Genomic DNA, 19,432 nt, shown 5'->3' on the forward strand with positions numbered 1-19,432 from the left:
GAGCGTGAGCCACCTGCTGGACGTTCAGTCTAGGGGTGGTACGAAAGGGTGGGGCAACCGGGAGCGACGACTTTGTACGCCATCGGGTTCGCCGGGCAACCCCTCGGGCAGGACGGTGGACGGAGCACCGGACGGATCATGCCGCTGCTCCTTCTTTCAACTTGACGTACGGCCGGGCGAAACGGTTGCCCACAAAACTCCTACGGAGCGGTTTCCCCGCGGATGACGGCCAATACTCCGTCGAGCTCGTCCGGTTTCACCATGACATCGCGGGCTTTGGAACCCTCGCTGGGACCCACGATGTTGCGTGACTCCATGAGATCCATCAGCCGACCGGCCTTGGCGAAGCCGACCCGCAGCTTGCGCTGCAGCATCGATGTCGAGCCGAACTGGGTGGACACGACCAGTTCGGCCGCCTGGCAGAGCAGGTCGAGGTCGTCGCCGATGTCCTCGTCGATCTCCTTCTTCTGCTTGGTGCCGACCACCACGTCCTCGCGGAAGACCGGCGCCATCTGATCCTTGCAGTGCTGGACGACGGCCGCGACCTCGTCCTCGGTGACGAAGGCCCCCTGCATACGGGTCGGCTTGTTCGCCCCCATCGGCAGGAACAGACCGTCACCCTTTCCGATGAGCTTTTCGGCTCCGGGCTGGTCGAGGATGACCCGGCTGTCGGCGAGCGACGAGGTGGCGAAGGCGAGGCGGGACGGCACATTGGCCTTGATCAGGCCCGTGACGACGTCGACCGAGGGGCGCTGAGTGGCGAGCACCAGGTGGATGCCGGCGGCGCGCGCCAGCTGGGTGATCCGGACGATGGAGTCCTCGACGTCACGCGGGGCCACCATCATGAGGTCCGCCAGCTCGTCGACGATGACCAGGAGGTACGGGTAGGGCGAGAGCTCCCGCTCGCTCCCCTCGGGAGCCTTCGCCTTGCCGCTGCGCACCGCGTGGTTGAAGTCGTCGATGTGCCGGAAGCCGTAGGCCGCGAGGTCGTCGTAGCGCAGGTCCATCTCCCGCACGACCCACTGGAGTGCCTCGGCGGCCTTCTTCGGGTTGGTGATGATGGGAGTGATGAGGTGCGGGATGCCCTCGTAGGCGGTGAGCTCGACCCGCTTCGGGTCGACGAGCACCATCCGTACGTCCTCCGGTGTCGCCCGCACCATGACGGAGGTGATCAGGCAGTTGATGCAGGAGGACTTACCGGAACCGGTCGCACCCGCGACCAGGACGTGCGGCATGTTCGCCAGGTTGGCCATCTCGTAGCCGCCCTCGACGTTCTTGCCGAGCGCGACGAGCATCGGGTGGTCGTCCTCGGCCGCGTCGGCCAGGCGCAGGACGTCGCCGAGGTTGACCATCTCCCGGTCTGAGTTGGGGATTTCGATACCGACGGCGGACTTGCCCGGGATCGGGGAGATGATCCGGACGTCCGGACTGGCGACCGCGTACGCGATGTTCTTGGTGAGGGCGGTGATCCGCTCGACCTTGACTGCGGGGCCGAGTTCCACCTCGTACCGGGTGACCGTCGGGCCGCGGGTGAAGCCGGTGACGGACGCGTCGACCTTGAACTCCGTGAAGACGGTGGTCAGCGAGGCGACGACCGCGTCGTTGGCGGCGCTGCGCGTCTTACCGGGACCACCCCGCTCCAGCAGGTCCAGCGAGGGGAGCGAGTAGGTGATGTCGCCGGAGAGCTGGAGCTGCTCGGCGCGGGCGGGCAGCGACCCGGACCGCTCGGGTGCCGGCTTCGTCAGATCGGGGACGCCGCCGGAGGGCGAGCTGCCCTTCTCCGCTCCCCCGCCACCGGACGTCGCCTTCTCGGCCGACCGCGCGCCGGGGACCGGGGTCCCGGTCCGCTCCCGGTCCGTGGACACGCCCTGGGTCAGATCGGCCACGACCGGCGACGGGGGCATCCCGTTGAGCACCGCCCCGTCGAGTGCGGCAGCGGCGGCCGCCGCGACGTCGACGGCGTCCATGGAGCGGTTCATCGCGGGCTGTGCGGACGGCTTGCGGGGGCGCCGGCGCTTGGCCGGCGCTTCTCCCTCGGAGTGATCCGGATCGTAGACGCCGTCCGCCTCAGAGCGGCGCGCCGAGGACCGCCGCGAGCGCTCGGGCAGCGCTTCGCGCCACTGGTCCTCGTACCGCTCGTCATCACTCCCGTCCTCCTCGCCCGGCGGGTACACCGGGTCGGCGATGCCGAGCCTGACGCCCAGTTGCCGCAGCCTCCGGGGGATGGCGTTGACCGGGGTCGCGGTGACGACGAGGAGTCCGAACACGGTCAGCAGCAGGAGCAGCGGTACGGCGAGTACCTCGCCCATCATGAAGACGAGGGGCTGCGAGGCTCCCCAGCCGATGAGCCCGCCCGCGTCCTGCATGGCGCCGGTGCCGTCCTCACGGCCGGGCGACCCGCAGGCGATGTGGACCTGGCCGAGGACCCCGATGACGAGCGCGGACAGCCCGATGACGATACGGCCGTTGGCCTCGGGCTTCTCCGGGTACAGGATCAGCCGCACGGCCACCGCGCCCAGCAGTATCGGCACCAGCAGGTCGAGCCGGCCGAACGCCCCGGTCACGAGCATCTCGACGAGATCGCCCACGGGGCCCTTCAGATGGGACCACGTGCCCGCCGCCACGACCAGCGCGAGGCCGAGGAGCAGCAGGGCGAGTCCGTCCTTGCGGTGGGCCGGGTCAAGTCCCTTCGCACCGCGCCCTATGGAGCGGAACACCGCCCCGACTCCGTGCGCGGTGCCCAGCCACAGCGCACGCACGAGTCTGTACACGCCCCCCGTGGGGGACGGCGCGGGCTTCGGCGCCGGCTTCTTCGCCGCCGCCTTCCTGGCGGGTGCCTTCTTGACGGGCACTGTCTTCTTCGCCGCAGCCTTCTTGGCGGGTGCGGCTTTCTTTGCCGGTCCCTGCGTACGGCCGGCACCCTTCGCGGTGCCCGCCGTGCCCAGGGAACCCTTGCCGGACGTACGTGAGGCCATGTGACTGAGGTTACCGGTGCTTACGCCGGTGGACACGTGTGCCCACGGCTTCACCCGTCCGTGTCGCCCTTGTACGGACGCGGAACTGACGGCCCTTCAGCCGCGGCGGGTCAGCTCTGCGAGGGAAGCGTGGCCGCGGAACCGCCCGCGCCCGGCTCCAGTGCGTCGAGGGCGCGCCGCAGCCCGGTGAGCTTGCGCTCGAGATGCGCTGCGGTGGCCACGGCGGCCGCGTCCGCGGACTCGTCGTCCAACTGCTTGGAGAGGGCCTCCGCCTGCTCCTCGACGGCGGCGAGCCGCGCCGAGAGCTCGGCGAGCAGACCGGCCGGCTCCTTCTCGTCGGGGCCCTGGTGGGGGCCGCCCTCGATCTGGAGCCTCAGCAGCGCCGCCTGCTCCCGCAGCTGGCAGTTCTTCATGTACAGCTCGACGAAGACCGAGACCTTGGCGCGCAGCACCCAGGGGTCGAACGGCTTCGAGATGTAGTCGACCGCGCCCGCCGCGTAACCACGGAAGGTGTGGTGCGGGCCGTGGTTGATCGCGGTCAGGAAGATGATCGGGATGTCCCGGGTCCGCTCCCGCCGCTTGATGTGCGCAGCCGTCTCGAATCCATCCATACCGGGCATCTGCACATCCAGCAGGATGACCGCGAAATCGTCCGTGAGCAGCGCCTTGAGCGCCTCCTCCCCTGACGATGCCCGGACCAGTGTCTGATCGAGCGCAGAGAGGATGGCCTCCAGCGCCAGCAGATTCTCCGGCCGGTCATCGACCAGGAGGATCTTGGCCTTCTGCACCATGGCCCGCCCTCCTCGTCCCGGAATCGCACCGGGTGCCGCCCCAGGGGACGACTCCCTTACGCCGTCCGTCCTTGTGCCGGTCATGGTAGCCGCACCCCGCCCGTCACCACACCCTGTCACCGCGATGTCACTGTGCACACAGCGAAAACGCGGTCGAAGACCAGAAGGTTCCCCGGAATCCGCCCACTCACACCCGCCCGGGCACAGCCGGCCGGCGGAATCCGGCGAGCCGCCGCCCGCCCGGTCACTCTCCGCGCATCCAATTCTCCATCACCGACAGCAGATGATCGGAATCGACCGGCTTCGTCACGTAGTCGGAGGCCCCGCAGTCGATCGCCTTCTCGCGATCACCCTTCATGGCCTTGGCGGTCAGGGCGACGATCGGCAGCCCCGCGAACTGCGGCATCCTGCGGATCGCCGTCGTCGTCGCATAGCCGTCCATCTCGGGCATCATGATGTCCATCAGAACGATCGTCACATCATCGTGCTGCTCCAGGACTTCGATGCCCTCCCGCCCGTTCTCCGCGTACAGCACCGCCAGCCCGTGCTGCTCCAGCACGCTGGTGAGGGCGAAGACGTTGCGGATGTCGTCGTCGACGATCAGCACCTTCTCCCCGTGGAAGCGGAACGTCCGGCGGTCCTCCGGCTGCTCCTGCGCGCTCTGCACCCACTCCTCCGGGGTCGCGGCGGCCTCCTCGCGGGAGTTGCCGTTCGCCAGGGCGGGCCGCTGCGCCGCTCCGCCCAGGGCCTTGCGGCGGCGCCGGAACACCCCGGCCGAGTTGGCGGGATCCCCGAGCGGCTGCTCGGTCCCGGCGGACCGCGACGCCTCGAGGCGCAGGGCACCACCCTCTGCCGGGCCCGCCTGGGCCTCGACCGGACCGGCACCCAGCTGCGGATAGCCTTGCGGAGGCAGCTCGCTCGGGTGCAGCGGCAGATACAGCGTGAAGGTCGAACCACGCCCCGGCTCGCTCGCCGCGTGGATCTCGCCCCCCAGCAGACGGGCGATCTCCCGGCTGATGGAGAGGCCCAGGCCCGTCCCCCCGTACTTGCGGCTGGTCGTACCGTCCGCCTGCTTGAACGCCTCGAAGATCACCAGCATCTTGCTGGACGCGATGCCGATCCCGGTGTCGGTGACCGAGAAGGCGATCAGATCGCCGTCCGCGTCACGCAGCGAGCCGGCCTCCAGCAGGTGCTCCCTGATGGCGTTCGGCACATCGGCGCCCGCCGGCCTGATGACCAGTTCCACGGCGCCGCTGTCGGTGAACTTGACCGCGTTGGACAGGAGGTTGCGCAGGACCTGTAGCAGCCTCTGCTCGTCCGTGTGCAGCGTGGCGGGAAGCTCCGGGGACACCCGTACGGAGAAGTCGAGCCCCTTCTCCGCGGTGAGCGGCCGGAAGGTCGCCTCCACGTAGTCGACCAGCTGGACCAGGGCGATCCGCGTCGGACTGACGTCCATCTTGCCCGCCTCGACCTTGGACAGGTCGAGGATGTCGTTGATCAGCTGGAGCAGGTCGGAGCCCGCCCCGTGGATCGTCTCGGCGAACTCCACCTGCTTCGGCGAGAGATTGCCCTCGGCGTTGTCCGCGAGCAGCTTGGCCAGGATGAGCAGCGAGTTGAGCGGCGTACGCAGCTCGTGCGACATGTTCGCGAGGAACTCGGACTTGTAGCGCATCGAGACGGCGAGTTGCTCGGCGCGCTCCTCCAGTACCTGCCGCGCCTCCTCGATCTCGGTGTTCTTCACCTCGATGTCGCGGTTCTGCTGTGCCAGCAACTCGGCCTTCTCCTCGAGCTCGGCGTTGGAGGCCTGCAGGGCCTTCTGCCGGTTCTCGAGCTCCTGCGAACGGTCGCGCAGCTGCTCGGTGAGCTCCTGTGACTGCTCGAGGAGCTTCTCGGTCTTCGTGTTGACGCTGATCGTGTTGACACTCGTGGCGATCATCTCGGCCAGCTGGTTGAGGAAGTCCCGCTGGATGTGCGTGAACGGCTGGAACGACGCCAGTTCGATGACACCGAGCACCTGGCCCTCGAAGAGCACCGGCAGCACGATCACGTGCGCGGGCGGCGCCTCGCCGAGCCCGGAGGAGATCTTCAGGTACCCCGGCGGCACGTTGTCCACCTGGATCGTCCGCTTCTCCTCGGCCGCCGTGCCGATGAGGGTCTCGCCCGGACGGAACGAGGTCGGCATGGAGCCCGCCGAGTACCCGTAACTGCCGCGCATGCGCAGCTCGTACGAGCTGTCCTTGCCGCCCTCCCCGACCTCGTCCCCGTCACCCGTGGTCATGGCGAGGAAGAACGCGCCGTGCTGCGCGGAGACGACCGGCGTCAGCTCGCTCATGATCAGCGAAGCGACGTCGTCCAGATCGCGGCGGCCCTGCATCAGGCCGGAGATCCTGGCGAGGTTGCCCTTGAGCCAGTCCTGCTCCTTGTTGGCCAGCGTGGTGTCGCGCAGATTGGCGATCATCGTATTGATGTTGTCCTGCAGGACCTGGATCTCGCCGGCGGCATCTACGTCGATCTTGAGGTTGAGGTCGCCACGGGTCACCGCGGTGGCGACGGCCGCGATGGCGCGCACCTGACGCGTCAGGTTCCCGGCCATCTCGTTCACCGACTCGGTGAGGTCGCGCCAGGTTCCGTCGACGTCCCGGACCCGGGCCTGTCCGCCCAGCTGCCCCTCGGTACCCACTTCACGGGCGACCCGGGTCACCTGCTCGGCGAAGGACGAGAGCTGGTCGACCATCGTGTTGATGGTGTTCTTCAGCTCCTGGATCTCACCGCGCGCATCGATGTCGATCTTCTTGGTGAGATCGCCCTTGGCGATGGCCGTGGTGACCGTGGCGATCTGGCGCACCTGACCGGTCAGGTTCGACGCCATCGAGTTCACCGACTCGGTGAGGTCCTTCCAGGTGCCCGAGACACCCGGTACGCGCGCCTGGCCGCCCAGTTCGCCCTCGGTGCCCACCTCGCGCGCCACCCTGGTGACCTCGTCCGCGAAGGAGGACAGCGTCGTCACCATCGTGTTGACGGTGTCGGCGAGTTCGGCGACCTCGCCGCGCGCCTCGACCGTCACCTTCTTCGTCAGGTCGCCGTTGGCGACGGCCGACGAGACCCGGGAGATGTTGCGCACCTGGCTGGTCAGGTTGTTGGCCATCAGGTTGACGTTCTCGCTGAGGTCCTTCCAGATGCCCGTGGCACCCCGCACCCGGGCCTGGCCCCCGAGGATGCCCTCGGTACCCACCTCACGGGCGACCCGGGTCACCTCGTCACCGAAGTTCATCAGCTGGTCGACCATCGTGTTGACGGTCGTGACGAGTTCGAGGATCTCGCCCTTGGCGTCGACGGTGATCTTCTTGGAGAGGTCACCCTTCGCGACCGCCGTGGTCACCTCGGCGATGTTGCGCACCTGAAGAGTCAGGTTGTTCGCCATGCCGTTGACGGACTGGGTGAGGTCCTTCCACGTGCCGGAGACGCCCTGCACCTCCGCCTGGCCGCCGAGGATGCCCTCCGTGCCCACCTCACGGGCGACCCGCGTCACCTGCTCCGCGAAGTTGGAGAGCTGGTCGACCATGGTGTTGAGGGTGTTCTTGAGCTCCAGGATCTCGCCCCGGGCGTCCACGTCGATCTTCTGCGACAGGTCACCCCGCGCCACCGCCGTCGCGACCTGCGCGATGTTCCGCACCTGAGCGGTGAGGTTCCCCGCCATGCCGTTCACCGAGTCGGTCAGGTCGCGCCACACACCTGCCACGCCGGGCACCTGGGCCTGGCCGCCGAGGCGCCCGTCCGTACCCACCTCGCGGGCCACCCGCGTCACCTGGTCGGCGAAGGCGGAGAGCTGGTCGACCATCGTGTTGATGGTGTTCTTCAGCTCCAGGATCTCGCCCCGGGCGTCCACGTCGATCTTCTGCGACAGGTCACCCCGCGCCACCGCCGTGGTGACCTGGGCGATCTGACGCACCTGGGAGGTCAGGTTGCCGGCCATGAAGTTGACGGAGTCGGTGAGCTCCTTCCAGGTACCGGAGACACCGTCGACGCGCGCCTGACCGCCCAGGCGGCCCTCCGTACCCACGTCCCGGGCCATCCGCGTCACCTGGTCGGCGAAGTTGGACAGCTGCGCCACCATCGTGTTGACGGTGTTCTTCAGCTCCAGCATCTCGCCGGCCACGTCGACGGTGACCTTCTGCGAGAGGTCACCGTTGGCGACGGCGGTGGTCACCTGGGCGATGTCGCGCACCTGACCCGTGAGGTTCCGGAAGGCGGTGTTCACCGAGTCGGTGAGGTCCTTCCAGGTCCCGGCCGCTCCGGGGACCTCCGCCTGACCGCCGAGGCGGCCCTCGACGCCGACCTCCCGGGCGACCCTGGTCACCTCCGAGCCGAAGGCCTGGAGCTGGTCGACCATCGTGTTGACGGTGTTCTTCAGCTCCAGCATCTCGCCGGCCACGTCGACGGTGACCTTCTGCGTCATGTCGCCGCTGGCCACCGCGGTGGTCACCTGGGCGATGTCACGCACCTGCGTCGTCAGGTTCCGGAAGACCGTGTTGACCGAGTCGGTGAGGTCCTTCCAGGTGCCCGCGGCGCCCGGCACCTGGGCCTGGCCACCGAGGAGACCCTCGCCACCGACCTCACTCGCGACGCGCGTCACCTCGTCCGCGAAGGTACGCAGGGTCTCGGTCATCTGGTTGATCGTCTCGGCGAGCTGCGCGACCTCGCCGCGGGCGCTCACCGTGACCTTCTGCGACAGGTCACCGTTCGCGACGGCCGTCGTCACCTCGGCGATGCCACGTACCTGGGAGGTGAGGTTCCCGGCCATCGTGTTGACGGAGTCGGTGAGGTCCTTCCAGACCCCGGCGACCCCCGGGACCGTCGCCTGCCCGCCGAGCTCACCCTCGGTACCCACCTCACGGGCGACCCGGGTCACCTCGGAGGAGAACGAGGACAGCTGGTCCACCATCGTGTTGACGGTGTTCTTCAGCTGGAGCATCTCACCGGCCACATGGACGGTGACCTTCCGTGACAGGTCCCCCTTGGCCACGGCGGTCGTCACCAGGGCGATGTCGCGCACCTGGGCCGTGAGCCGGTAGGCCATGGTGTTCACGGAGTCCGTGAGGTCCTTCCAGGACCCGGACATACCGCGGACCTGGGCCTGACCGCCGAGCTTGCCCTCGGTGCCCACCTCGACCGCGACCCGCGTCACCTGCTCGGTGAACGCGGACAGCTGGTCGACCAGGTTGTTGACCGTGCGGGCGACCTTCAGGAACTCCCCGCGCAGCGGGCGCACCGTCTCGTCCGCGGCGTGCGTACGCAGTTCCATCCGCTGCTCGAGGTCACCGTCGGCGACAGCGGAGAGCACACGTCCGACTTCGGACACGGGGCGCGCCAGGTCGTCGACGAGCTCGTTGGAGGCATCGATCGCGGCGGCCCAGGAGCCCTCGCAGGCGCCCGTCTCCAGGCGCTCGGTGAGTTTCCCCTCGCGCCCGACCACCCGGCGCACACGCGCGAGCTCACCCGTCAGGTGCAGATTGCGGTCGGCCACCTCGTTGAAGACAGCGGCGATCTCCGGGAGCACGCCGTCGCCGGAGACGGTGAGCCGCCTGCGGAAGTTGCCGTCACGCATCGCCACGAGGGCCGCGAGCAGTCTGTTGAGAGCTGCCGCGTCCACATCGACGGTTCCATTGCGCTGCTTTTTCACGGACTGCCCGCCTTTTGTGCGCGTTCCTGAACCCCGCGCCGCCACGCCAGACTCCACCGTGTCCCTCCCGCAGGGGTTGACCGTATCGCTCGGGCCGTTGTCGGAAGCTTGCCCACTTCCACTTTGGCTCACCGCCACAGCACACCGTCGACGGGTGACTATGCGGTCGTCAAATCGTTGAAACGTACCAGGCCGGAACGGGAGGGCGAGGAAAGTCGCCTGGTCGTCCCATTTCCCTCACCGGGAGCCCCGAAGTTGTGCGCCCGGCGCACGACCACGGGTGGCCTGAGTACCCAAGTCTGCCCTCGTGTACCCGGGACGCCGGGCGAACGTCTAGCCTGGCAGGCGAATCGAAGCGGCGACATACGGGCACAGGACTCGGGGAAGCGACGAGACACCAAATGGGGAGTGCTGTGATCACCGCGCGCGCGGCTGCCACCTTCGATCCGGTCGGACGCTCGGTGGCGACCGCCCGCGCGTTCGTCCGGGACACCCTTCAGGGGTGGGGTTACACGGACGTCGTTGACGACGCCGTCGTTCTTACCAGTGAACTCGTGACCAACGCGGTCGTGCACGCCGGCACCGCCGCCGATGTGCTCTGTCTGCGCACCGAGGACGGCGTACGCGTCGAGGTCTCCGACCACTATCCGGAGCGGGAGGTCCCGCTCCAGAGTTCGGGCCTCGACTTCGGCAGCCCGGACCGGGAAGGCGGGCGCGGCCTGCTGCTCTGCGCGGCCCTCGCCTCCCGCTGGGGCGTCGAGTACACGCCGACCCACAAGCACGTCTGGTTCCAGCTAGACCTTCCCGAACGGCCTGTGGGCATCCGCTCGGCGAGCCCGGTCCTGCCCACGGCGCTGCTGCCGGTGGCGGAGCAGCGCGTACGGGTGGCCGTCGTCCAGATCGACGGCGCCGGCTGCGTCGCCGCGTGGAACGACGACGCCTCGTTCCTCTTCGGTCACGCGGCCGAGAAGGTCGACGGCAAGCAGTTCACGGACTTCGTCGCCTGGCCGCACACCCCGGGCACCTCCACCGGCATCGCCGACGCACTGCAGCTCTCCCGCTGGGAGGGCAGCTACGGCATCCGCGGGGCCGACGGCCGTGTCATCCCGGTGTACGCCTCGCACCTCAGGGTCCGCGACGCCGACGGCGAGCCGTCCACCGTCTGCCTCCTCGTGCGCGACTACGAACGCGCCGTGCTCCAGACCCCGGTACGCGCCCCCGTCTCCGACGCTTCGGCCGAAAACCGCAGCACGGACCCCTTCGAGATCTTCATCGGCTCCCCCGCCCCGGACGACCTCGACGGACTGCTGCAGCGCACGGTCGAGCGGGCACGCGACATGCTCGATGCCGACGCCGCGTTCCTGCTCCTGGCCACCGACGACGAGACCGAGCTCGAGGTCCGCGCGACCACCGGCCTCCCCTCGGCCCGGCAGCGCTTCGCCCGGGTACCCGTCGAGGCCGGCACGGGCCGCTACGGCTCCGCGCGCATGCCCGCCGTCCACGACGACCTCACCGTCGTGCCGGGCGCCGTACCACTGCTCAGCGACACCGGGATGCGCTCGGTCGTCACGGTGCCCCTGAAGGTCGAGGGCCGTCTCACCGGTTCCCTGGGGGTCGCGGCCGAAGCGGCCGGACGGTACTCGAACGAGCAGGCGCTACGCCTGCAGTTCGCCGCGGACCGGATCGCGCTGGCCGTCGAGTCGGCCCGGCTCGGCGAGCTCGAACGCCTGCGGCGTGGCTCGCTGTCCTTCCTCGTGGAGGCCTCCGACCTGCTGGCCGGAACGCTGGACAGGGACCAGACACTGGCCCTGATGGCACAGATGACCGTACCCACGCTGGCCACCTGGTGCGCCGTCTACACCATCGCGGACCAGTCGTCGGAGCCGTATCTCTCCTACGTGCTGCACGAGGACGAGGAGCGCATCGACGGCCTGAAGGCCCTGCTCTCCTCCATCGACCCGCCGGACCCCGTACCGGCTCCTGGCGCCCGCCTCTGGCCCGTGCCCACCGAAGCCGGTCACGAGGCAGCCCTGCGGACGTCCAAGCGCACCTTGAGCACGGACGCACCGCTGAGCATGGGGACGGCCGCTCGCACGATTCTCGCCACGGCGGTCGCCGTGGGAGGTGAGACCGTGGTCCTGCCCCTGGTGGCGAGGAACCGCGTGATCGGGATGCTCACGCTCGGCAAGCCGTCCGACGAGCACTTCCGCCAGGAGATCCTGGAGCTGGCCGAGGACCTGTCCCGGAGGGCCGCTCTGGCTCTCGACAACGCCCGCCTCTACTCGGAGCGCATGGCCATCAGCCAGTCGCTCCAGCGCAGCCTGCTGCCGCCCGGCCTTCCTGATGTGCCCAACGTCGAGATCGAGGTCATCTACCGGGCCGCGGGCGAGGGCAACGAGGTCGGCGGCGACTTCTACGACGTGTTCCCCATCCGGGACGGTGCCTACGGTTTCGCCATCGGGGACGTCTGCGGTACGGGTCCGGAGGCGGCAGCCGTCACGGGCCTGGCCCGCCACGCCCTGAGGCTCCTGGCCCGTGAGGGGTTCGGCGGGCCCGCGGTGCTCGAGCGGCTCAACGCCGCCATCCTGGACGAGGGGGCGCGCAGCCGCTTCCTCACCCTGCTCTACGGGGAGTTGTGGCCCCAGGAGGACGGAAGCGCCCTTCTGAAGGTGGTCTGCGCCGGCCACCCGCTTCCCCTGCGTCTGCGCCAGGACGGCTCCGTCGAGCCGGCGGCGGAACCGCAGCCGCTGCTGGGCGTCATCGAGGACCTCGAGCTGTACGAGCAGGAGGTCACCCTGCAGCCGGGCGACGTGCTCCTGTGCGTGACGGACGGAGTCACCGAACGCCGTGAGGGTGCCCGCATGCTGGGCGACGACGGCCTCGCCGATGTGCTGGCCATGTGCACGGGCCTGACGGCCGGCGCGGTGGCGGGACGGATCCTGAGGGCCGTCGAGCGCTTCGCGGCGGAGCCCGCGTCCGACGACATGGCCATCCTGGCCATGCGTGTCCCGGAGCCGCAGAACTTCTAAGCCGCCGCGCCGGGCCCCTTCCGGGGGGCTCCGCACCGGCAGGGACGTGGAATGCGGCGGTGGGCTCTCCTGAAGCTCCCGCCGCCCTCCGCGTGCGGTGGTCGTCGCTGCTGGTTCATCCGGAGTCGCCCGTCGCCCCGTCGGTCCGCTCCCGCAGGAGGTCCGCGTGGCCGTTGTGCCGGGCGTATTCCTGAATCATCGCGACGTAGACCCAGCGCAGGCTCAGCAGGACGCCACGTGCGGTCAGGAACGTCTCGTCGAGGCCGTGTCCGGCGGCTGCCGCGTCACAGAGGACGAGCTCCGCACGAAAGCGTTCGAAGACCTCAGGAGCGTCCTCCGCCTCGACTCCGTCCAGCCCCTCGTTCCCGTCCTCCGGGCCCGTGAAGACGTCGCCGAGGGTCTCGCCCGCGAAGCTTCTCCGGAACCACCAGCGCTCGATCTCCGTCATGTGACGGACCAGTCCGAGCAGGCTCAGGTCGGACGGTTCCACGGTTGTCCTGGCCAACTGCGCCGGCTCGAGCCCGGCGCACTTCGCCAGCAGCACCTCCCGGTGCCAACGCAGCCAGCCGTCCAGCATCTGCCGCTCGGACGCGGCACCCAGGCCGGCGAGGTCCACAGTTCGTCCGGAGGCCGGCGCTCTCCAAGTCATGCGCCCACATTGCCTGCCGTTCCGTGCGGGCTCAAGCAGCTGGGGCGGGAATCGCCTGGCAGCATGTCGCCATGGCCATCCCTTCGCCCGACGGCGACTATGCGCTCACCACGATGTACTCCGTGCCCGACGACGCCTGGTACCTGGAACTGGATCTCGTCGCCGTGCGGCGGACGGTGGTCACCGCCATCGTCCCCGATGAGGATCCGACGCGGGAGCCGACGGTGTGCTTCGACGTCCACGGGGATCACCTGGACATCCCCTACACGGTGATCCACTGGTTCATGAACCAGGTCGAGGCTGAGATCCGCACGTCCCGCGGCTGGATGGGAATGCGTCCGGAACTCGTGGAGACGATCCACGGGTTGCGACAGGAGTACTTGGGCGTCATAAGTGACGAGAAGTTTCCCGCCGTTCTGGAGGAGGTCCGGGCCAGGGTCCCCGAGGCGGACCTTCCGGGAGTCCTGCTGGCCTCCTTCGGCCGGAGACCGGACGGCACCACCACGGACGGCATGGAGGCTTTCCCGCCCGTCGAACACCGGGAAGACGGGACACAACAGAAGAAGGCCCCCGCCACGGGCGGAGGCCTTCTCTTCTGAGCCCCAATGCGGAATCGAACCGCAGACCTTCTCCTTACCATGGAGACGCTCTACCGACTGAGCTATTGGGGCCTGTCACCCTGCGGCAACGAGATAAAGCATACCCCGGACGAGGGGGTGCTCAAAACCATCCTGACGGGCCATCTGCCGCTTGCGCCGCAAGGGCTGTTGCAGGCGGCACACGGGCAGGCCCGGCAGGAGTCAGCGGCGGCCGAGGCCGGCTGTCCGGGGACGGGCCCTGGCCGCACCCTACTGATCCGGAACGCAGAAAAGCCCCGTGCCACAAGGGCACGGGGCTTTCCCGGAATAATTGTTCGGCGGCGTCCTACTCTCCCACAGGGTCCCCCCTGCAGTACCATCGGCGCTGAAAGGCTTAGCTTCCGGGTTCGGAATGTAACCGGGCGTTTCCCTAACGCAATGACCACCGAAACACTATGAAATTAACCAACACCGGGCAAAAACACGGCCGTTCGTTATTTCAGAACTAACACAGTGGACGCGAGCAACTGAGGACAAGCCCTCGGCCTATTAGTACCAGTCAGCTCCACCCGTTACCGGGCTTCCACATCTGGCCTATCAACCCAGTCGTCTACTGGGAGCCTTAACCACTCAAGGTGGTGGGAATACTCATCTCGAAGCAGGCTTCCCGCTTAGATGCTTTCAGCGGTTATCCTTTCCGAACGTAGCCAACCAGCCATGCCCTTGGCAGGACAACTGGCACACCAGAGGTTCGTCCGTCCCGGTCCTCTCGTACTAGGGACAGCCCTTCTCAATATTCCTACGCGCACAGCGGATAGGGACCGAACTGTCTCACGACGTTCTAAACCCAGCTCGCGTACCGCTTTAATGGGCGAACAGCCCAACCCTTGGGACCGACTCCAGCCCCAGGATGCGACGAGCCGACATCGAGGTGCCAAACCATCCCGTCGATATGGACTCTTGGGGAAGATCAGCCTGTTATCCCCGGGGTACCTTTTATCCGTTGAGCGACAGCGCTTCCACAAGCCACTGCCGGATCACTAGTCCCGACTTTCGTCCCTGCTCGACCCGTCGGTCTCACAGTCAAGCTCCCTTGTGCACTTACACTCAACACCTGATTGCCAACCAGGCTGAGGGAACCTTTGGGCGCCTCCGTTACTCTTTAGGAGGCAACCGCCCCAGTTAAACTACCCATCAGACACTGTCCCTGATCCGGATCACGGACCCAGGTTAGACATCCAGCACGACCAGAGTGGTATTTCAACGGCGACTCCACAACCACTGGCGTGGCTGCTTCAAAGTCTCCCACCTATCCTACACAAGCCGAACCGAACACCAATATCAAACTATAGTAAAGGTCCCGGGGTCTTTCCGTCCTGCTGCGCGAAACGAGCATCTTTACTCGTAGTGCAATTTCACCGGGCCTATGGTTGAGACAGTCGAGAAGTCGTTACGCCATTCGTGCAGGTCGGAACTTACCCGACAAGGAATTTCGCTACCTTAGGATGGTTATAGTTACCACCGCCGTTTACTGGCGCTTAAGTTCTCAGCTTCGCCGACCCGAAAGTCAGCTAACCGGTCCCCTTAACGTTCCAGCACCGGGCAGGCGTCAGTCCGTATACATCGCCTTACGGCTTCGCACGGACCTGTGTTTTTAGTAAACAGTCGCTTCTCGCTGGTCTCTGCGGCCACCCCCAGCTCAGGAAGCAAGTTCCCTCACCAGTGATGGCCCCCCTTCTCCCGAAGTTACGGGGGCATTTTGCCGAGTTCCTTAACCATAGTTCACCCGAACGCCTCGGTATTCTCTACCTGACTACCTGAGTCGGTTTAGGGTACGGGCCGCCATGAAACTCGCTAGAGGCTTTTCTCGACAGCATAGGATCATCCACTTCACCACAATCGGCTCGGCATCAGGTCTCAGCCTTAATGTGTGACGGATTTGCCTACCACACGGCCTACACCCTTACCCCGGGACAACCACCGCCCGGGCTGGACTACCTTCCTGCGTCACCCCATCGCTTACCTAGTACAAGTCTGGTTCGTCGGCTCCACCACTACCCTCAACTCCGAAGAGATCGGGCCGGCTTCACGGACTTAGCATCGCCTGATTCAGTATTGGGCGTTTCAAAGCGGGTACCGGAATATCAACCGGTTGTCCATCGACTACGCCTGTCGGCCTCGCCTTAGGTCCCGACTTACCCTGGGCAGATCAGCTTGACCCAGGAACCCTTAGTCAATCGGCGCACACGTTTCTCACGTGTGTATCGCTACTCATGCCTGCATTCTCACTCGTGAACCGTCCACAACTCGCTTCCGCGGCTGCTTCACCCGGCACACGACGCTCCCCTACCCATCCACACAGGCGTTGGCCCTATATGTGTGAATGACACGACTTCGGCGGTACGCTTGAGCCCCGCTACATTGTCGGCGCGGAATCACTTGACCAGTGAGCTATTACGCACTCTTTCAAGGGTGGCTGCTTCTAAGCCAACCTCCTGGTTGTCTCTGCGACTCCACATCCTTTCCCACTTAGCGTACGCTTAGGGGCCTTAGTCGATGCTCTGGGCTGTTTCCCTCTCGACCATGGAGCTTATCCCCCACAGTCTCACTGCCGCGCTCTCACTTACCGGCATTCGGAGTTTGGCTAAGGTCAGTAACCCGGTAGGGCCCATCGCCTATCCAGTGCTCTACCTCCGGCAAGAAACACACGACGCTGCACCTAAATGCATTTCGGGGAGAACCAGCTATCACGGAGTTTGATTGGCCTTTCACCCCTAACCACAGGTCATCCCCCAGGTTTTCAACCCTGGTGGGTTCGGTCCTCCACGAAGTCTTACCTCCGCTTCAACCTGCCCATGGCTAGATCACTCCGCTTCGGGTCTAGAGCGTGCAACTCAATCGCCCTATTCGGACTCGCTTTCGCTACGGCTTCCCCACACGGGTTAACCTCGCTACACACCGCTAACTCGCAGGCTCATTCTTCAAAAGGCACGCAGTCACGACTGTTGCTCCGAAGAACAACAGCGACGCTCCCACGGCTTGTAGGCACACGGTTTCAGGTACTATTTCACTCCGCTCCCGCGGTACTTTTCACCATTCCCTCACGGTACTATCCGCTATCGGTCACCAGGGAATATTTAGGCTTAGCGGGTGGTCCCGCCAGATTCACACGGGATTTCTCGGGCCCCGTGCTACTTGGGTGTCTCTCAAACGAGCCGTTGATGTTTCAGCTACGGGGGTCTTACCCTCTACGCCGGACCTTTCGCATGTCCTTCGCCTACATCAACGGTTTCTGACTCGCCTCACAGTCGGCAGACTGTGAAAAAGAGATCCCACAACCCCGCATGCGCAACCCCTGCCGGGTATCACACGCATACGGTTTGGCCTGATCCAGTTTCGCTCGCCACTACTCCCGGAATCACGGTTGTTTTCTCTTCCTGAGGGTACTGAGATGTTTCACTTCCCCTCGTTCCCTCCACACTGCCTATGTGTTCAGCAGCGGGTGACAGCCCATGACGGCTGCCGGGTTTCCCCATTCGGAAACCCCCGGATCAAAGCTTGGTTGACAGCTCCCCGGGGACTATCGTGGCCTCCCACGTCCTTCATCGGTTCCTGGTGCCAAGGCATCCACCGTGCGCCCTTAAAAACTTGGCCACAGATGCTCGCGTCCACTGTGCAGTTCTCAAACAACGACCAGCCACCCATCACCCCACCCTTACAGGTGAGTGCACTGGGGCCGGCAACCGAAGGCGACCATAACCGGCCGTACCTTCAGATACCCAACAGCGTGCCCGACCCGACCGATCCCTCACCACGTTCCACGCCGAAGCAGTACTAGCAATGAGTTACCTGTCGTGCCGAATAGTCAACGTTCCACCCTTGAGCAACCACCGTCGAACATTTGCCGACGAAATGGCCTCTGGACTCCCCGAAGAGAATCTAGATGCTCCTTAGAAAGGAGGTGATCCAGCCGCACCTTCCGGTACGGCTACCTTGTTACGACTTCGTCCCAATCGCCAGTCCCACCTTCGACAGCTCCCTCCCACAAGGGGTTGGGCCACCGGCTTCGGGTGTTACCGACTTTCGTGACGTGACGGGCGGTGTGTACAAGGCCCGGGAACGTATTCACCGCAGCAATGCTGATCTGCGATTACTAGCAACTCCGACTTCATGGGGTCGAGTTGCAGACCCCAATCCGAACTGAGACCGGCTTTTTGAGATTCGCTCCGCCTCGCGGCATCGCAGCTCATTGTACCGGCCATTGTAGCACGTGTGCAGCCCAAGACATAAGGGGCATGATGACTTGACGTCGTCCCCACCTTCCTCCGAGTTGACCCCGGCAGTCTCCTGTGAGTCCCCATCACCCCGAAGGGCATGCTGGCAACACAGAACAAGGGTTGCGCTCGTTGCGGGACTTAACCCAACATCTCACGACACGAGCTGACGACAGCCATGCACCACCTGTATACCGACCACAAGGGGGGCACCATCTCTGATGCTTTCCGGTATATGTCAAGCCTTGGTAAGGTTCTTCGCGTTGCGTCGAATTAAGCCACATGCTCCGCTGCTTGTGCGGGCCCCCGTCAATTCCTTTGAGTTTTAGCCTTGCGGCCGTACTCCCCAGGCGGGGAACTTAATGCGTTAGCTGCGGCACCGACGACGTGGAATGTCGCCAACACCTAGTTCCCAACGTTTACGGCGTGGACTACCAGGGTATCTAATCCTGTTCGCTCCCCACGCTTTCGCTCCTCAGCGTCAGTAATGGCCCAGAGATCCGCCTTCGCCACCGGTGTTCCTCCTGATATCTGCGCATTTCACCGCTACACCAGGAATTCCGATCTCCCCTACCACACTCTAGCTAGCCCGTATCGAATGCAGACTCGGGGTTAAGCCCCGAGCTTTCACATCCGACGTGACAAGCCGCCTACGAGCTCTTTACGCCCAATAATTCCGGACAACGCTCGCACCCTACGTATTACCGCGGCTGCTGGCACGTAGTTAGCCGGTGCTTCTTCTGCAGGTACCGTCACTTGCGCTTCTTCCCTGCTGAAAGAGGTTTACAACCCGAAGGCCGTCATCCCTCACGCGGCGTCGCTGCATCAGGCTTTCGCCCATTGTGCAATATTCCCCACTGCTGCCTCCCGTAGGAGTCTGGGCCGTGTCTCAGTCCCAGTGTGGCCGGTCGCCCTCTCAGGCCGGCTACCCGTCGTCGCCTTGGTAGGCCATTACCCCACCAACAAGCTGATAGGCCGCGGGCTCATCCTTCACCGCCGGAGCTTTTAACCCCGCCCCATGAGGGACAGAGTGTTATCCGGTATTAGACCCCGTTTCCAGGGCTTGTCCCAGAGTGAAGGGCAGATTGCCCACGTGTTACTCACCCGTTCGCCACTAATCCACCCCGAAGGGCTTCATCGTTCGACTTGCATGTGTTAAGCACGCCGCCAGCGTTCGTCCTGAGCCAGGATCAAACTCTCCGTGAATGTTTTCCCGTAATCGGGATCACAACACGAGAGCGGAACAACCAGGTCGGAATATGACCGGTTGTTCACAGCGTCCTCGCTGTTGTTGCCTACCCGACCCGAAGATCGTGCAGGACTTTTCAAAGGAACCACCAACCTGCGTGATGCAGGCCGGGGTATCAACATATCTGGCGTTGACTTTTGGCACGCTGTTGAGTTCTCAAGGAACGGACGCTTCCTTCGGTCCCGTTTCACCGGGGCCCTCCGGGCG

At 65.7% G+C, this 19,432-nt stretch carries 6 protein-coding genes, 1 tRNA gene and 3 rRNA genes; 2 read left to right on the forward strand and 8 right to left on the reverse strand.

Translation table 11 applies throughout. The features are described from left to right. Positions 1-200: 200 nt before the first annotated feature. The 3 genes from LWJ43_RS08010 to LWJ43_RS08020 form a co-directional block, all read right to left on the reverse strand. Positions 201-2,975, reverse strand: coding sequence for a DNA translocase FtsK (locus LWJ43_RS08010; RefSeq protein ID WP_277331605.1), 2,775 nt, complete (start codon positions 2,973-2,975; stop codon positions 201-203). A gap of 110 nt (positions 2,976-3,085) precedes the next feature. After that, the gene (locus LWJ43_RS08015; protein WP_277331606.1) at positions 3,086-3,766 is read right to left on the reverse strand and encodes a response regulator; all 681 of its coding nucleotides are present in this window, start codon (positions 3,764-3,766) and stop codon (positions 3,086-3,088) included. 244 nt (positions 3,767-4,010) lie between these two features. After that, positions 4,011-9,446, reverse strand: a complete 5,436-nt coding sequence (locus LWJ43_RS08020; RefSeq protein ID WP_277331607.1) for a HAMP domain-containing protein — start codon at positions 9,444-9,446, stop codon at positions 4,011-4,013. Between the two features lie 401 nt (positions 9,447-9,847). On the opposite strand from LWJ43_RS08020, the gene LWJ43_RS08025 reads away from it, so the two are divergent. Further along, positions 9,848-12,475, forward strand: coding sequence for a SpoIIE family protein phosphatase (locus tag LWJ43_RS08025; RefSeq protein WP_277331608.1), 2,628 nt, complete (start codon positions 9,848-9,850; stop codon positions 12,473-12,475). Between the two features lie 115 nt (positions 12,476-12,590). Here LWJ43_RS08025 and LWJ43_RS08030 read toward each other — a convergent pair whose 3' ends face one another. After that, on the reverse strand, positions 12,591-13,124 hold the full coding sequence (locus tag LWJ43_RS08030; protein WP_277331609.1) for a DinB family protein: 534 nt from the start codon (positions 13,122-13,124) through the stop codon (positions 12,591-12,593). A gap of 71 nt (positions 13,125-13,195) precedes the next feature. Between LWJ43_RS08030 and LWJ43_RS08035 the strand changes: the two genes are divergently transcribed. Continuing rightward, entirely contained in the window at positions 13,196-13,723 is a 528-nt protein-coding gene (locus LWJ43_RS08035; RefSeq protein WP_277331610.1) for a hypothetical protein, read from the forward strand. On the opposite strand, the gene LWJ43_RS08040 is transcribed toward LWJ43_RS08035, so the two are convergent. From LWJ43_RS08040 to LWJ43_RS08055, 4 genes are all read right to left on the reverse strand, one after another. Beyond that, positions 13,723-13,795 (reverse strand) — tRNA-Thr (locus LWJ43_RS08040). The two genes, LWJ43_RS08035 and LWJ43_RS08040, sit on opposite strands and share 1 nt — an antisense overlap. Positions 13,796-14,035: 240 nt before the next feature. After that, positions 14,036-14,152: ribosomal RNA gene (gene rrf, locus LWJ43_RS08045) — 5S ribosomal RNA — on the reverse strand. A 79-nt stretch (positions 14,153-14,231) separates the two neighbouring features. Then, positions 14,232-17,356, reverse strand: a 23S ribosomal RNA gene (locus tag LWJ43_RS08050). 300 nt (positions 17,357-17,656) lie between these two features. Next, positions 17,657-19,182: ribosomal RNA gene (locus tag LWJ43_RS08055) — 16S ribosomal RNA — on the reverse strand. The 16S, 23S and 5S rRNA genes sit together here with 1 tRNA gene alongside, the layout of an rRNA operon. Between the last annotated feature and the right edge of the window lie 250 nt (positions 19,183-19,432).

Origin of the sequence: Streptomyces sp. JH34 (genome assembly GCF_029428875.1) — a bacterium.
Taxonomy (GTDB): Bacteria; Actinomycetota; Actinomycetes; order Streptomycetales; family Streptomycetaceae; genus Streptomyces.

Bases quoted from the DNA above. Each gene is read 5' to 3' on its own strand.
- LWJ43_RS08010 (WP_277331605.1), bottom strand. From the start codon at position 2,975: ATGGCCTCACGTACGTCCGGCAAGGGTTCCCTGGGCACGGCGGGCACC.
- LWJ43_RS08015 (WP_277331606.1), bottom strand. From the start codon at position 3,766: ATGGTGCAGAAGGCCAAGATCCTCCTGGTCGATGACCGGCCGGAGAAT.
- LWJ43_RS08025 (WP_277331608.1), top strand. From the start codon at position 9,848: ATGGGGAGTGCTGTGATCACCGCGCGCGCGGCTGCCACCTTCGATCCG.
- LWJ43_RS08030 (WP_277331609.1), bottom strand. From the start codon at position 13,124: ATGACTTGGAGAGCGCCGGCCTCCGGACGAACTGTGGACCTCGCCGGC.
- LWJ43_RS08035 (WP_277331610.1), top strand. From the start codon at position 13,196: ATGGCCATCCCTTCGCCCGACGGCGACTATGCGCTCACCACGATGTAC.